General features: G+C 51.5%; 11 protein-coding genes. 1 reads left to right on the top strand and 10 read right to left on the bottom strand.

Annotated elements, in window-relative coordinates; all coding sequences use genetic code 11:
* Window positions 1-12: 12 nt before the first annotated feature.
* The 4 genes from E1757_RS09265 to E1757_RS09250 form a co-directional block, all read right to left on the bottom strand.
* Window positions 13-975 (bottom strand): ABC transporter permease, encoded by a 963-nt coding sequence (locus E1757_RS09265; RefSeq protein WP_133227027.1) that lies wholly within the window; start codon window positions 973-975, stop codon window positions 13-15.
* 86 nt (window positions 976-1,061) lie between these two features.
* Window positions 1,062-2,681, bottom strand: coding sequence for a type 2 periplasmic-binding domain-containing protein (locus tag E1757_RS09260; RefSeq protein WP_133227025.1), 1,620 nt, complete (start codon window positions 2,679-2,681; stop codon window positions 1,062-1,064).
* Between the two features lie 22 nt (window positions 2,682-2,703).
* Window positions 2,704-3,579: a 4-hydroxy-tetrahydrodipicolinate synthase gene (gene dapA, locus E1757_RS09255; protein ID WP_133227023.1), complete on the bottom strand. Its 876-nt coding sequence runs from the start codon at window positions 3,577-3,579 to the stop codon at window positions 2,704-2,706.
* 99 nt (window positions 3,580-3,678) lie between these two features.
* Complete coding sequence (locus E1757_RS09250; protein ID WP_133227021.1) at window positions 3,679-4,842, bottom strand: iron-containing alcohol dehydrogenase; 1,164 nt, start codon at window positions 4,840-4,842, stop codon at window positions 3,679-3,681.
* Window positions 4,843-5,172: 330 nt separating this feature from the next.
* On the opposite strand from E1757_RS09250, the gene E1757_RS09245 reads away from it, so the two are divergent.
* Complete coding sequence (locus tag E1757_RS09245) at window positions 5,173-5,865, top strand: GntR family transcriptional regulator (RefSeq protein WP_133227019.1); 693 nt, start codon at window positions 5,173-5,175, stop codon at window positions 5,863-5,865.
* 181 nt (window positions 5,866-6,046) lie between these two features.
* On the opposite strand, the gene E1757_RS09240 is transcribed toward E1757_RS09245, so the two are convergent.
* The 6 genes from E1757_RS09240 to E1757_RS09215 form a co-directional block, all read right to left on the bottom strand.
* Window positions 6,047-6,730: an enolase C-terminal domain-like protein gene (locus E1757_RS09240; RefSeq protein ID WP_133227017.1), complete on the bottom strand. Its 684-nt coding sequence runs from the start codon at window positions 6,728-6,730 to the stop codon at window positions 6,047-6,049.
* Between the two features lie 350 nt (window positions 6,731-7,080).
* The gene (locus E1757_RS09235; protein ID WP_133227015.1) at window positions 7,081-9,405 is read right to left on the bottom strand and encodes a galactocerebrosidase; all 2,325 of its coding nucleotides are present in this window, start codon (window positions 9,403-9,405) and stop codon (window positions 7,081-7,083) included.
* Between the two features lie 104 nt (window positions 9,406-9,509).
* A complete protein-coding gene (locus E1757_RS09230) occupies window positions 9,510-11,135 on the bottom strand; it encodes an extracellular solute-binding protein (RefSeq protein WP_165972033.1) in 1,626 nt (541 codons plus the stop codon).
* Between the two features lie 29 nt (window positions 11,136-11,164).
* On the bottom strand, window positions 11,165-12,052 hold the full coding sequence (locus E1757_RS09225) for a carbohydrate ABC transporter permease (RefSeq protein ID WP_246079101.1): 888 nt from the start codon (window positions 12,050-12,052) through the stop codon (window positions 11,165-11,167).
* 13 nt (window positions 12,053-12,065) lie between these two features.
* Window positions 12,066-12,995 carry an ABC transporter permease gene (locus tag E1757_RS09220; RefSeq protein WP_133227011.1) on the bottom strand — a complete coding sequence of 310 codons (930 nt, stop codon included), beginning with the start codon at window positions 12,993-12,995 and terminating at the stop codon, window positions 12,066-12,068.
* Between the two features lie 479 nt (window positions 12,996-13,474).
* The gene (locus E1757_RS09215) at window positions 13,475-15,793 is read right to left on the bottom strand and encodes a helix-turn-helix domain-containing protein (protein ID WP_133227009.1); all 2,319 of its coding nucleotides are present in this window, start codon (window positions 15,791-15,793) and stop codon (window positions 13,475-13,477) included.
* Between the last annotated feature and the right edge of the window lie 2 nt (window positions 15,794-15,795).

Here is a 15,795-nt window from a genome sequence, read left to right as displayed (position 1 = left end):
GTCTGTCGCCTCCTAGAAAAGTCGGGTTTCCGAATACTTTTTGGCCGCTTGATTGGCGCCGTAAATCATCAGCAGCGCAACAACCGATTGAAAAATGCCGATCGCAGCGCCCAGGCTGTAATTCGTAAAGCCCTTTGAAGCGAAGCCGACGCGATACACATAGCTTTGGATAACATCAGCCGTCTCATAGACGCTCGGATTATACATCAGCAAAATCTTATCCAAATCGACGGAAAGGATGTTGCCGATATTGATAATAAACATAACGACGATAATGTTGGAAATGGCCGGCAGCGTAACATAGCCCATTTTTTGCCAACGATTCGCCCCGTCCATTTCGGCCGCTTCATATAAATGAGGGTCGATCCCGGTAATCGCCGCCAAATAAATAATCGCACCGTAGCCGAATGAATGCCATATGTTCAAGCCCACATAAATAGTGCGAAACCAGCCCGGCTCGGCCATGAAAAAGACGGATTCCAAACCGGACAGCTGCAGCAGCTCATTGATCAGCCCGCCCTGCGGAGACAAAAAGGTGTACGCAATGCCGACGGTGACGGCGGAAGAAATAAAATAAGGAAAGAAGCTGAACGACTGGGCGAAACGTTTCACCAGCTTGTTGCGGACCTCATTAAGAAACAAAGCGAAAATAATAGGAATGGGAAATCCGAACAGCAGATTATAGAAAGCCAGCAGGACCGTATTTTTGATCAGCACCAGCGAGTACGAATCGCTGAAGAAGGCGATAAAATGCTTCAATCCGACCCACGGACTGCTGAGCACTCCCTTGAACGGACTGTAATCCTGAAAGGCGATCAAAATACCGAAAAGAGGAAGATACTTGAAAAGCACCATATGAATGAGCCCCGGCAGCAGCAGCAAATACAACAATCGGGCATCCCACAGATAGGAGAACAAGGTTCGCCGCTTCGGCTTGACCGCTTCGGCTTCGGTTTGATAGGGTATGGAATCCATCTCCGAATACTCCTTCCATATAAGGTGGCCCTCCCCCCGAGCATCATTCGCCCGGGCGGACGGCGGTCGGCGCAGCAAGCTGCGGTCTATTTTTTGTTCATGGCGTCGTAAGCGGCCTGGTCGATATCTACGACCTTCTTATACCCGAGCTTGTCCATCTCCGCGATAAAAGCGTCGAGTTCGCCCAGCGGCCGCTTGCCGCTTACAAATTTGACCAAATTGGCGGTGACCGCCTCGTTGATTTTCGCTACCAGGTCGCTGCGTTCTTTTTGCTGATCGGTGCTGTATTTCAATGTCGGGTACGTTTCGGCATATTTGCTGAAATAATCGGCGGCGTAGCTTTTGGTCAGATCGTCGTTAAACTCGTAAAACGCTTCGTTATTTACCGGCGCCGGGAATGTGAGGCGGTCCTGCAGGAACAGCCAGTTCGGCGTTCCGAGCGGCTTCGGCACTTCTTCCGAGAACTTCACCAGAAACTCGCGCTTGCCGTTGACTGTTTTGAACGTCTGGCCTTCTACGCCATACTGCATGATCGTCTGGCCTTCGGCGGAGAAAACAAAGTCGAGCAGCTTAATGATATCGGGCGCTTTCTTCTCGGCCTTGGCATTGATCGCGATAAACCGGCTGTCCGGATATCTCGCATTGGTCGACCGTTTGACCTGCTTGCCGTCGATGCCCATCGGATAAGGCAGCACCTTCATGGAATAGTTCGGATCGTTCTTCGGTCCGCCGTTCAGCATAAACCAGGAAGGCCGCGTAAAGAAATCGTCGGAGACCGCCCCGTTGCCGACCAGCATTTTCGTTTGCCACGATTCTTCGTTGGCGGCGCCCGCTACCCATTCCGGATCGATCAATTTCTCGTCATAGAGCTGCTTGTACCATTCCACCATTTTCTTAAAGCCCGGCGCGTGAATGTCCGTACCCGTTCCGACGGTGTAAATGCCCTGCACCTTGCCGTTCTCGATCCGGTCGTGCGCGCCGAATACTTGCTGGAATTTCACGAACCCTTCGCGGCCGTTGAACGGATAAAAGTTTTTATTGTCCGCATAGGCAGCCTTCAGCTTGCGGAAAGCGTCCGTCAATTCTTCGATCGTCCGCGGTTCTTTGGTAATGCCGGCTTTCTTGAACATATCCTCGCGGTAAAAGGTGACGCCCGAAATTTTCGGATATTCCTGCGTCAGACCGTAAATTTTGCCGTCCGAGGCGGTGATCATCGCTTTATAGTCCGGATTGCTCTCGATATACTTTTTAATATTCGGGGCGTGCTTTTCAATGAGCGGCTTCAAATCAAGAAACGCGCCCTGGGTTCCGTACACTTCCGCTTGAGCCACGTTGACAATGCCGGCATCCGGGAAATCCCCCGAGGCGATCTTTAAATCGATATTTTTATAATATTGCGCGCCTGCACCGCCTTCGATCAGCTTAATGTCGGCATTCGCTTTATCCAGAAAAACTTTGTACCAGTTCAAATCCTGCAGCCATTTGACGAATTTGTTCTCCATCGTGTAGGAGAATGCAATCTTTTGTTTAGCGGCCGGGGCTTCGGCCGTCTTTCCCGTGTCCGCAGCGGCAGGCGGATCGGCAGCGGGTTTTGCGGCCCCGCCGTCGCCACCGTTCGTGCAGGCCGGCAAAACAAGAGATGACAGCATGAGCAAGGTCAGGCCCATACATTTGGATTTCGAGCTTTTGTTTTGGTAAGAAAGCATCGTTATAACCTCCTTGAATGGTTTACACCGGATTTTGAACCAAACTGAGCAGCTCTTCCTTCACCTGGTCGCCGACCGGGGCAACCGGGGCCCTCGCTTGACCCGCCTGAAGACCGAGCATGTTCAAAGCTTCCTTCAGCGCCGACGGCAGCGTCCCGGCCTGAATGGCGGCACGAATCGGGCGCAGCCGGTTCTGATTCTGCTGCGCTTCCGTCAGCCGGCCTTTCTTCCACAGCTCGTAGATCGAGACGACCAGCTCCGGGGCGATGTTGGCCGTTGCGGCAATCGCTCCTTTGCCGCCGGCGAGCAGCGTCCACAAGATGAGCGAATCCGTTCCGGCCAGTACGGAAAAGTCCGGTTCGGCCCGCTCGATATATTGCAAAATGTTTTCGAAGCTGCCGCTGCTGTCTTTGATTCCGACGATATTGGGCACCCCGGACAGCTCGGCGACCGTATTCGGCTCGAGAGAAACGCCGGTTCGCGCTGGTATGTTGTATAATAGAATTGGCAAGGAAGTTGCAGCCGCAACCGCGCTATAATGGCCGATCAGCTCTTTTTGACTGAACGGGAGGAAATACGGAGTGATGACGGACAAAGCGTCGATTCCGATGCGCTCCATATCGCGGGACAGCCTGACGACTTCCCTGGTGCTGATCCCTCCGGTTCCCATATAGACGGCGATCCGGCCTTTCGCTTCGTCCGCGACAATCTCGGCGATTCGCACCTTTTCGTCGTACGTCAGCGAAAAAAACTCGCCGTTCGTACCCAAGCAAAAAATACCGTGAGCCCCCGCGTCAATAAAACGATTCACCATCTGTCGTATGGCTTGCTCATGAATTTCATCGTTTGGTGTAAAGGGTGTAATCATAGCCGGAATGATACCTTCTGGTTTGAACATGTGTATGTACCCCTTCTTCTTAGTTTTGATATGACGGCGCAATCCAGGAAAGGCCATCACCTCCCTCAAAGAATCCAATAATTCATGTTTCACCAGGCTTCACGGAAGAAGCTTGTGATACAAGGCTTGCATATCCTGCACAAATACCTGCTTCGGATTGTTGTTCAGCAGGCGCGTCACTTTGGCTGCCGCTTCGGCAAGCGGCGCAACATCCCGCTCCGTCACCCCGTAATCGTGCAGGTTCTGGGGAATGTGCAGCTCCTTGGTCCACGACCGGATTTGCGCGACGATCCGGTCAGCTGTTTTCGCTTTGGTGCCGCCGGTTTGCAGTCCCATCGCTTCTGCGACGCAGGCCAATCGATCCTCCGCAATCGCATCCATATTAAATTCCATTACGTGAGGCAGCAGCATCGAGTTGGCGACGCCATGCGGGATATGGAACTTTCCGCCAAGCGGATAGGCCAGCGCATGAACGGCCGCCGTACCCGCACTCGTCAGGGCCATCCCGCCGTACATGGAGCCGACCAGCATGCGCTCCCTGGCGGTGACGGACGAACCGTCGCGGTAAGCCTCCGCGATGCTGCGTGAAATCAGGCGGATCGATTCCAGGGCGAACATGTCGCTGAGCGGATTGGCCTTGTTGGAAATGAACGATTCCAAAGCATGGGTAAAGGCGTCCATGCCGGTGCTCGCCGTAATCGGCTGCGGCAGGCCGACCGTCAGAACCGGATCGATCAAGACGAGCTGCGGCAAAAGATGCCGGCTTACAATACCGATCTTCAGCTGTTCCTCAGGCAGGGTGACGATAGCGTTGGGGGTAACCTCCGAGCCGGTCCCCGAGGTGGTCGGGATCATGACGGTCGGAATGCCTGCTTGTCCGACAAGATCCGTCCCGATCATTTCCGATACGGATGCGGGATTCGTCGCCAGCACCGAGAGGAGCTTGACTGCGTCCAGGACGCTGCCTCCGCCCAGACCGATATATAAATCAAACGCTTGGCCGCTTATCCGGTCATAGACCTGCTCCACATTTTGCACAGTCGGCTCCGGCTTTATCCCCGTCTCGATTTCTGTGGCAATGCCCGCAGCGGACAGTTGACGGCGCAGCTCTTCGACAATGCCCTGCCTGATCATGCTGGGCTGCGTGACAATAAGCGCCGATTTGATATCGCCGAATAATCGTAAATGAGCCGCCAGCTCCCGGGTACAATGAGGACCGCCGACGATTTTACCGGCCGTCTGATGGGTATAAGATGCAGCCATGCCGATTACACACTCCTTGATGATGTCATAATCAAAATGTTGTATACGCTTACAATATGCAAAAACAAACGGATTCGCGACTTCTGTCCGGGCTTTTATCTCGGGCCTCCGTTACTCCTGGTTGCGTACATAGATCGATATGCTTTAAAGTATGTTGTATACATGAATAGACTATAGCATTGCGAATATTTCCCTGTCAATTGCCTTAATTAAAAATTTTTTGCCGCTTTTCACCCTGTTTTTGACTACAATCATTCAATATTGACTAAATGATACCGTTATCGTACACTTTTATCTAGTATACAACATTTAAGAGAGGGGATTGGATTAATGAAAGTAAATCTCCCTAAGCTCGATAATTCCAATTTGTGGGATAAAACCTATTCCATTCTGAAGGAGCGGCTGATTCGGCGCGAATTCAAGCCCAATGAGAAATTATCCATTCCCGAGCTGGCCGAAACGCTGGGCGTTAGCCGTACGCCGATTCGCGACGCCTTAAACCGCCTGGAAATGGAAGGTCTCGTCAAAACCGTCTCCAAAGTCGGAACGTTCGTCAAACCGATCGAAGTCAACGATGTCCTCGACATTATGGATACCCGGCTGATGATTGAATTTTGGACCGTGGATAAAATCGCCGCGATGCCCAAAAAAGAAGTGACCGACCGTTTGGCGAAAATGGAGGAAATTTTGCTGCAATCTTCAAGGCTCATTGAATCATCCGTATTCGAGTCCTATTTGCAGGCCGATTTTAACTTGGCGTTTCATCTTGAATTCATCAAGCTCGGCAAAAACCAAAAAAACATTGAGATTTATCAAAACCTGATGAACTACCGGTTTGTCGCCATGAAGTCGTCGCTCATTACCAAGGAAATGGTCGTCACTGCACAGGAGCAGCATCACTCGATCGTCGATGCGCTGAAGGACGGTGACGCCGGGGATATGAAGCGGGTGATCCAGCTGCATATGGAGGATTCCAAGGAACGGCTGCTGAACAAGATCAAGCATAACGGCGGGATCATCTGATCCCCGCCGCCGTATCCGGTTTGCCGGAACACCTGATCGCAGGCACATCCTGTCTTCGCTCCATGTCTGCACGATCTGTCCTCATGCCATCTGCACGAGGCGGATTGTGGAGCGCTGCAGACGCCATCTGCACGATGCGAATTGCGGAGCGCGGCAGACGCCCCGCTCCCCTCCGCTTTACTCACACCCGATTCAGCAGTCTGTCCATTTTCTCCTCGTCCGGATCGATGCCTAGGCCATGGCCTTCAGGCACGCGGATGAAGCCGTTCTGCACGACAAATTCCTTGGGCTCGAACTGTTCTCTGAGCTCGTCCTTTTCAATCGAATATTCGTAGTAGCTGTTGCATTCCGGCGTGCTGGCCGCCAGGTGAAGCGCTGCGGCAAAGCCGACGCCCTTGGTCGTATTATGGGGCACATAATGAATGCCGAAAGCGCGGCACAGCGTCGCCGCCCGTTTGGCCTGTGATATGCCGCCGCATTTAATCGGATCTGCCGCGTACAAATGACAGGCGCCTTTAGCTATGAAATCGCGGAATGTAAATATATTCCAGTCTTGTTCACCGACATGGATAGGGACCGGGAGCGTCCGGCAAAGCTTGATATAAGCTTCGATGTCATAGTAAGGGCACGGCTCCTCATAATAATGCAATTGATACCGGCTTATTTTCTCATACAGCTGCACCGCCTGAATATAGGTGTAAGAGCTGTTGCCGTCAACCATCAAGCGGCATTCGTCACCGATCGCCTCCCTGACGGTTTTCACCTTCAAGGCATCCCGATCCAGGTCGACCGGCAAACCGGAACCGTATCTCGGGCCTACCTTGATTTTGACCGCTTTGAAATGACACCGCTCAATGCCCTCCAATAATTTGGCGGCTTCTTCCTGCGGGCTTAAATCACGGCTATCTTATCTAGTACATAGAAAATCCCTGTTTTGTGCTTCCTTCATGCCCTCTCAGCCCTTACACTTTTATCCATACGTTTGCGGGTAGTATCAGCTGCGCTGGTACTATCCCTACTTGTTATTGTTTATTACCCAAAGCTCTTATGTGGTGTTGTCCAGGAATTACATTCTATTGGGTGACTGCTAACCGCTAGTCTAGTGATAGTTATAGTTGTCATGGATCTAAATTCGCTTTCGTCAAAAAAACGCCATCCGGCGATAAAGAATGCTGACGATTCTCAGCATTCTCATCTCCAAATGACGGCCACCCTCTATTCCAGCATCCCCGCACCGCCAACGATTTCCACCGCATCGATGTTGACGAAGGCATCTGTAGCTAACGATCTATGCTTCCCGCTGACGACGAGCTTTAAAGTATGCGACTCCGCTGGATCCAGTTCATGCACAGCAAACAAGGATTTGCGGTACCCCGTTGTCCGGTTGTATGCATCCAATGTACCGCGGTATGCGCCATCCACGAACACATCCGCCATTCCGCCCTCTTCTCCGCTCGTGCCTACAAGACGGACAGAGCTGCCTTTGAAGGCAAAGGACATTACCGCATCAACAGCGTTGGAACGGTGTACGGAACGGGCGTAGGCATTGAAATTGCCCTCAACATGCGCCCACTCCTCCGAGTATTGGATCGCCGGATGATGATCATTATAGCGCTGGCAGCTGACACTAGCAGGATCCTCTGAGACCGGTTCAATCCGGAGCTGTCGGAACAAAGCAGGATGGTATCCGCTCGCCAGCGCCACTTGCCCTGACGGCAGGCTGCAATCGCGAATGCGCACGAGCGGCTCTTCAGCTTCGTCCCACCGGACCTCGATGTCATCATTGTCGAATCGCAGCTCGATCCGATGCCAGGAATCCGGTGCGAATGGCTCCCTCCTCCCTTGAACAAGACGTTCCTTTGCCGCCCATAGCTCGTACTCACCATTCGGCCGGATGACAAACCGATAGCCTTCTGGCGGCTGGCTGCTTTTATCTGTAAAATGTACACGTCCAGCCAACGAGATATACCCGGAGGCAACCCCTACTTTAGCCTCCACAGATACTTTATAGTTAGTCCACTCCAAGCTGCCGAGCAGCGTGTAGGGCTCCGGTGTCTTACGATATGTCCAATCGATGGGAATCTGACCCTCAGTAACCTGCTGCTTCAAGCAGACGCCTTCACCCGGTACTTCGACCACCTCGAACGCTCCGCCTTGGTCAGAGGTGTACTTTGGATAATAGCACTCGCTGCCTGCGGTAAGCTCATCTGCATAGGGAAGAGGGAACCCCGTAGTCGCAGGAATGCACAAATGATCCGTTCCCTTGCACTGTCCTGTCGTTGTAGTCAGGGTGTAAACCGAGTACGGAGCAGCTGTAAACTGCAGCTTTCCCTCCACACACGCAAGGCTCTCTTGCTGCACAAATTGCTCCTGTTCGTCCGTACGCCAAACATGTACGGCTGTGTTGACAGCGATTTCCCCGCTTAGCTCAAACAAATATTTCTTCTCTGTCGCTCCCGTGTTGGCTACAACGATACTGAAATTGGACCCATCCGGTGCAAGCAAGGTGACGAACCCGCCCTCTTCATCAGCCGAACAGCCGCTGTCCACATAGGACCAGCCAATCTGAGCGAATTGGGTGAAATGCGCTATCACCCACAGCCCGGGATCAACGACATAGTGTCCGGACCAAGGCCAGGTCGCAACGAGAATTCCTTTATAGTTAAAAGGCGTATTCTCATATTCGGCCTCGACCAACGGGTGCAGCTCATATTTCACCATCCGGCCGGACACATACATGTCGATCATCCGCTTGGCAATATGCAGTCCGCCCGATGTAAAGCGGTGCCGGAACGGGGCCAAATCCTCACTCAGCCACAGAGACTTGCCGCTATTCTTCGCCGTGTCCGTGCTATCTTGACGGTAGTGGACGCCGTAGGCATGAACCGCTGCAAACAGCTCCTCATCCGCAGCCGCGTGGTCTGCGATATCCCATCCGTGGTCACTGTCATCCGCTACGAGCTTAACATGGCCGAATCCATCGCGATCAAGACCCGGGCGGAGCACATTAACCGTCCAATCCCGGCTGAACGCTCCTTCGTTGATATCCGGCCCCAAGTAATTAAATTCAAGACCATATTCATCCCTTGCCCCACGCAGGAAATTCAAATAGTAGGATAGCTTGTCATCAAAATGCGCAATCCATCGCGGTGTCCCCCAGCGCAGCGCATCCAGAACTAAATCCGGCCGGATGGCCTTGGCCAGCTTGGCAACCGGCAGCCCGACTCCACGTTTGATGTCAAAATCATCACGGCTTCGCATATGCGAAGGCTCTGTCCCGCACGAGGTGTTGACGTCGGACCCAATCTCCACCTTCAAGTGCTGCAAGCTTGCGCCGTAGTTTGGTTTAAAGAGCAGCTCCATGATTTCTTGCTGTACAGACTCCGGATAGTCCATGAGCAGCTTGGACATCCCGTTGCTCGTAATTCCGCCGATCCCTTCGAAGGTGCGCCCGCCGCTGGCTGTATCAATTCGGATTGTACGACCAACTTGCTCATTCTGCTCTACTTGCCCCATCGTCTCGGTTTGCTTCATCTTCATCCTCTACCTCCATCTACTGCGACCCACCCGGCCGCCTATTCCATCTCAAGGAAAGACTCGCCCGGCCAGCCTCAAATAGCGACTGCCGGGAGAGCTTATGCGCCTTATTTTTTCAGGTAAGCTTGGTAGGCATCGTTATAAACCTTATCCAAATCGGACAATCCGCGGGATTGCAATTCCTTCACGAACGCATCCCACTCGCCGATCGGACGAGCGCCCATAATGAATTTGTCGATGTTTTGCTTAAAATAGTCGGTAACGGCTGTGCCTTTGCTGCGAAGAACTTTGTTCTGCTCGTCATCGAAGCTTAAAGTAGGATCCCACTGCACGATTCCCTTAGCGTCTTCCATGACCTTACGCGAGTACATATACAAGTTCTCATCTTTGTTATCATTCGGGTTCAACGGCTTTTCATGCTCCAGCGGGAACTCGAATTTGTTCAGGTAGTACACCCAGCCAAAATCCTTGATCAAATCCTTCCCTGTCGGATTGCTCTTACTCTGCATTTGGGCAGCAACTGAAATGGTTCCGTCGCTGTTCTTCGTATACGTTTGGCCTTCAATACCATAGCGAGCAATATCACGGCCTGCGCCATAAATCCAGTTGATGAACTTGAATGCGGCTTCTGGATTTTTGGAGCTCTTTGAAACAGCGATACCTGCATTCGCGAGTACCGGTGAACGTCCTTCAATTCCGCTTGCTCCTGTCGGACCCTTCGGCGGGGCAATGGCAACTACACGAGCATTGCTTTTCTTGCCAAGATATTGGTCATTCAGCGTCTGGATGCGGGAAATAAAGTCAATCGTGAATAGCGGCTGCTCATTAGCAAACGCTTGCTCCCACTGTGGCGTCGTACGCAGAGCGTACTCTTTGTCAAGCAGGCCTTCGTCGAACATTTTTTTCAGCCAAACGACCATCTGCTTGAAGCCATCTTCCGTCGGTCCATACACGTACTTCTTGGTTGTCGTATTGAGGTAGAAGCCTCCCGTTGCAGTCTCATAGCCGGTATTCCAGCTGTTGGCTAGACGATTCATCAAATGCTCGGAGCCGCTTCGGTTGATCCAAGGAATTTTATCCGGGTACTTCTGTTTCAGCGTCAACAGCACTTTTTCCAGTTCATCGAATGTCTTAGGGGCTTCCAGCTTCTCTTGCTCGAGGATATCCTTACGGAATATAAAGAGCTCGGTCATCGTGTCGAACAGGATGCGCGGCATAATGTACAGCTTATTGTTGTTAGCCGCAATCGTCTTCCGAATATCCGGGTATTGGTCGAGCGTGTTCTTGATGTCCGGAAGCTTGCTTAAATAATCGTCGTAGGCCAGAAAAGCACCTTTTTCACCAAGAGAGTTAATATTCGCGTCATTGTTACTGTTCCAGATGATATCCGGCAAGTCGTTGCTGTTCAGGATCAGGTTCAGCTTCTGCTTGTAAGCATCGCCATCTGGCACGGACATGATATTCAGCTTAATGCCGGTTTTATCCAAAATATACTTAAGAAATGCACTATCTGCGAAGGACTTCACAGGAAAGGAAGGATGCTCCTGCATGAACACGGTCAATTCGGTCTCCTTATCCACAATCCAGCCTTCCTTGCCACTGGTTGCCGGCATAGCCGCTCCGCCTGGTGCGGTTTGCTTCAAATCGGTACTTCCACCGCTTGTACAAGCCGTGAGAGCAATAGCCGATGTCAGCAGGATAGATAATACTTTCCCCGGATATTGTTTATGCATCAAATTATAGCCTCCCTAATGTGTATGAACTAGCCTTTAACCGACCCCATCATTGCTCCTTTGACAAAATACTTCTGAATGAATGGATATACCATGACGATCGGTGCAATCGCCACCACAATCGTTGCGTACTTGATCGAATCGGAGATGATCAGCTTGCTCGGATCAATACTAGCATTCGCCTCTGCAAACGAGGTGGAATCTGAAATCAAGATTTGCTGAAGCAGGATTTGCAGCGGGTATTTCGCCTTATCATTCAAATACACCAGCGGTAAAAAGTATGAGTTCCAATGCCAAACCGCATAGAACAGCATAATCGTGAGCAGGATCGGCTTGGATAAAGGGACCACGATCCGCAGCAGCACCTGCAGTGGATTGCAGCCGTCCATAATAGCCGCTTCCTCCAGCTCGGAGGGAAATTCTTGAAAAAACGTTCGCATAATCATCAAGTTCCACGTACTGACCGCCACCGGCAGTATGACCGCCCACATCGAATTGATCAGCCCCAGCTCGCGGACAATCAAGTAATTGGGGATGACACCACCATGGAAGAACATGGTGAACACGACCAGTACCGTGAAAAAGCCCCGCCCATACAACGATCGCTTCGACAGCGCATAAGCCATCAGTGTCGTTAAAACCAAGTTGACTGCGGTTCCAATTAAAGTGTACATGACCGTGTTTCCATAGGAGGTCCACAGGAAGGAATTGTCCAACACCGCCTTGTAAGCCGTCGTATCGAATCCGATCGGGAAGAACGTCACACGCTTTTCGAGTACCGCATTCACTTCACTTATGGAGACCGAGGCGACGTGAAGGAACGGGTAGATTGTAGCGACGACCACTAGCAGCAGCCAGGAGTTCGTCAGCACATCGAACAAGCGGGAAGCCCATCGACCTGCATTCATGTTGCCCATTGTCTGCTCTCCTCTACCATAAGCTGCTGGATGAGAATCGCCGCGCTGCGTAGTTCGCGATGACGACCAGTCCGAATCCGATAACCGATTGGAACAAACCCGCCGCCGCGGTGAAGCTGAACTCCGCACCTACGATCCCCCGCCGATACACGTACGTACCAATCACGTCTGCTGTTTCGTACACATTGGGGTTATACAGCAGCAAAACCTTCTCATAGCTGGCGTTCATGATCCCACCAATTTGGAAAATGAGCAGCACAACTGCTGTCGGAATCAAGGCCGGTACATTAATGTACAGGATTCGGTGCCATCGGTTCGCTCCATCGATCTTCGCGGATTCATACAGCTGCGGATCCACTGCAGCCAGAGCGGCCAGGTAAAGAATCGAGCCCCATCCAATTGTCTGCCATATGTCCGAGGTGACGAAGATCGTCCGGAAATACCCCGGCATTAACAGAAACTGTTTGTGCTCGAAGCCGAACCAGCCTGCAATCTGATTGACCATCCCATTTAGTGAGACGAAGTTGAACACCATCCCGCTGATAACCACCGTTGAGATGAAGTGCGGCAGGTAGCTGATGCTCTGTACCGTTCTTTTCCACCACGGGCTGACCACCTCGTTGAGTGACAGCGCCAGCACAATCGGCATCGGGAACGAGAATACAATCGTATACACGCTCAGCAGCACCGTATTGCGGAAGATGATGTAAAAGTCCGGCGACTGGAACAAGTCCAGAAATTGCTGCATGCCGTAGTGAGGGGCCCACGGACTCCCCCATATTCCCTCAAAGATGTTGAATTCCTTGAAGGCGATCAGAACCCCGTAGATTGGAGCATAATGAAAGACCAAATAGTAAATGAGCCCGGGCAGCAGCATCAATAAGTAATACCGGCTGCGATAGGCGGAATGCAAGTGGTTCCGTATCGGCTGTCCCAAGTTCATGACCTAAAACCCCCCTTTCTCTTACTTGGATAATGCTGATTATGGGTGACGGGGAACGGAATGAAAATAGCAAAGTTGCGATATTGCGCTTGAACCATGGTCTGAAGTCCCAATGTACGGGTAGCATTAAGTATAAGTTTTGTTTGTTGTATTGGATGAGCTGGCTTAGCAGCTCTTACTATCCTTGGAACAGCACCATGTTGCTCTGCCTCTCCCCCGCAGTTGACAGGAAATCATCAGGCTATTTTACCCAGCGGGAGCTTCTCCAGCTTCCAGAGCTATTCTTATCAGCTAAGGATAGACGGCTCTACCGTCTTCAGGGGACGGGCGCTTTTGTCAAGGTTGTGCGAAGCAAAGTATAAAATCTTATACTATCTGCTAAGAAAAAACCGCCCGGTCTCTTCTAAAGACCGAACGGCATACGCTTACTTGAATGGGGTATAGGGCTGACCTCCGCCGCTATTCCACCTGTTCCTCAGTTAGCCTTCCAACCGCTTCTGCTCCGCCAGCTGTTCCATGAACTTCCCTGGGGTGACGTTCATCAGCTTCTTGAACACTTTGATAAAATAATGCGTGTTATTGAAGCCAACGGCCTCCGAAATTTCCATGACCAGCATATTCATCTCGGACATGAGCTCGACGGCTTTCTCGATCCGCACCTGATTGATGTAATCCGCCATGTTCTGATTCACAAATTGCTTGAACAGCCGGCCTACATACACCCGGTTCAGTCCTATTTGCTCCGCGATTCCATCCACCGAAATCGGTTCGCGGTAGTGCTCATGAATGTAATCCAGCATTTGCCGCACGTGCTCGTTGGAGGTATGCTCCCGGCGTTCCAAGATGTATCCGCAGAACCACTCGGTCCAGCGAATCAACAGGTTCAATCTCATTTGATCCGATTTCGCTTGAAGGATCGACTGGCACAAGGACGAGAAGGATAATCCGTCGAACAGCACGTCCGTCTCGGGTATGTTCAGCTCCATCAGCTTACGGGCCAAGGTATGGAGCAGTTGGAACGACAGCCATTGCTGTTCTCCCGGATGCGAGGAACGCCGCCGCTCGTCGAACATCTCCCGGAGTCTAGCCGCCGCCCCTTCCTTATCACCCTTCATGAGCTGCTGGAGCAGCTTCTCTTCCAGCTGGATCGGATATTCCGGCTGGGCGGACGCCCCATGCAGCTCCCGATACGTGACCACCTCTTGCGGACCGACGGTTTCGGCATACGTCAGGGCAGTAAGCCCTTCCTGGTACGATTTGTTCAACTGTCCAGGGTTTTCACGGGCCAATCCTACACCTGCGCTGACTGAAATTTTTATATACTTCCTTATCGCATCCTTCATCGCATAGACCAGATCAGCCGCCTTGTTCTCGGCTTCCGAAATGCTCAGCTCGCCGGTTGAGAAGCTGACCGCCACAGCGAACTTTGCCGTCTCCAGACTGAGGAAGAAGCCAGTCCCCGATTGCCGTACGATCTCCATCACGATATTTTCCATGGCAAATTCCCACAGCATCCGGTCACCCAACGTAAACCGATTCACATACTGCTCCACATCATCTACACCGAAGACGATAACCGTATAATTCGACTGCTGTGTCAGCTCAAAATAGTCGAGCTTCTCCCGAATCTCGTGCTCATTGTAAACGTTGCGCACCAACAGATCATATAAGAACTGCCGCTTCAGAGACTGACGGTTGCGGTCGACCGCTTCCTTCAGCTTCTGGTTCTCATTGAGGAACTGATGAATATGCCCCATAATGAGCTCATACTCATCGCGATTGTTCGCCTCGTTTAAGCCAAGCAAGCGAACAATGTCCTTCATGGGTCCATACAGCCTGCGAGACACGTTCGTTACAGCAATGACACTAATGAGAAGCGACAGCGCTACGATAACGAAAATAATCTGCAGCGGCACAAGCATGCTGCGCGACAGAGGATCGTAATCCGATTCGCTGACATATTTCCATCCATACTGTGGAGAGGTGTAGGAAGAGATGATTACTTTTTTCCCGTTGCGTGAGGCTATGTAGTTGTCTTCCCGATTCTGAAGCACCCGCTCAGGATCCATGTAAGTAAAATCCTGAATTTGCCGGAACAGCTCATCCTCGGAATCCGAGGATACGAAGATCATCCCCGACGGATCAATGATCCGGAATCGAAAATCATTGTACACCTTCTGGTTCCGAATCAGAAAGCGAAACAGCTGGTTGGCGTCCACGTGCAGTACGTAAGTAAACGTATGGTTCAAAGCGTGGAGGGGAAAGTTCATCACGATCGGGATGACCTCTTTGTCCCCGTTCGGCAGCGTAGGCAGTTTTCGGGCTGGTAGAATCGTCAAATCCTTCGTTGTATCGAGAGATCCCATCCAGTCTTTGTCGTAGAAATCGGACAATTCGAAGCTGAAGCCCATGGACACATACACATGATTATGCGTGTAGTAGTAGGCCGAATGAATAAAATCGGAAATCTTCGTAATGCGATTCAATCGCTCATAAATTTGCTGATTCTCAAACTCCACACGGTTGCGGCCGTCCAAATGGACTGCATCGTCGGAAGCCGTCCTTGTCCCTCCATTCTCATCTCCAATGGATACCATCGCCGCTTTAATCGTCGTATCCAGAAACAACTCGTAGGTGGATGCAATTTGCTTATCCATCCTTGCATTGTTTGTCATCAGCTCGTTCACAATGTGACTGCGAATACTTGTGTAATACACAGCGCACCCGAGCAGAACAACGAAGGAGACGACCGTAAGCATGTAAATGACGGAACGGAGATATACGCTTTTTCCACCCATGC

The organism is Paenibacillus piri, assembly GCF_004354045.1.
Taxonomy (GTDB): Bacteria; Bacillota; Bacilli; order Paenibacillales; family NBRC-103111; genus Paenibacillus_S; species Paenibacillus_S piri.
This window is presented reverse-complemented; position numbering and strand designations above follow the sequence as displayed.

Bases quoted from the DNA above. Each gene is read 5' to 3' on its own strand.
- dapA (WP_133227023.1), bottom strand. From the start codon at position 3,579: ATGTTCAAACCAGAAGGTATCATTCCGGCTATGATTACACCCTTTACA.
- E1757_RS09220 (WP_133227011.1), bottom strand. From the start codon at position 12,995: ATGAACTTGGGACAGCCGATACGGAACCACTTGCATTCCGCCTATCGC.
- E1757_RS09265 (WP_133227027.1), bottom strand. From the start codon at position 975: ATGGATTCCATACCCTATCAAACCGAAGCCGAAGCGGTCAAGCCGAAG.
- E1757_RS09260 (WP_133227025.1), bottom strand. From the start codon at position 2,681: ATGCTTTCTTACCAAAACAAAAGCTCGAAATCCAAATGTATGGGCCTG.
- E1757_RS09235 (WP_133227015.1), bottom strand. From the start codon at position 9,405: ATGAAGATGAAGCAAACCGAGACGATGGGGCAAGTAGAGCAGAATGAG.
- E1757_RS09245 (WP_133227019.1), top strand. From the start codon at position 5,173: ATGAAAGTAAATCTCCCTAAGCTCGATAATTCCAATTTGTGGGATAAA.
- E1757_RS09215 (WP_133227009.1), bottom strand. From the start codon at position 15,793: ATGGGTGGAAAAAGCGTATATCTCCGTTCCGTCATTTACATGCTTACG.
- E1757_RS09225 (WP_246079101.1), bottom strand. From the start codon at position 12,052: ATGGGCAACATGAATGCAGGTCGATGGGCTTCCCGCTTGTTCGATGTG.
- E1757_RS09230 (WP_165972033.1), bottom strand. From the start codon at position 11,135: ATGCATAAACAATATCCGGGGAAAGTATTATCTATCCTGCTGACATCG.
- E1757_RS09250 (WP_133227021.1), bottom strand. From the start codon at position 4,842: ATGGCTGCATCTTATACCCATCAGACGGCCGGTAAAATCGTCGGCGGT.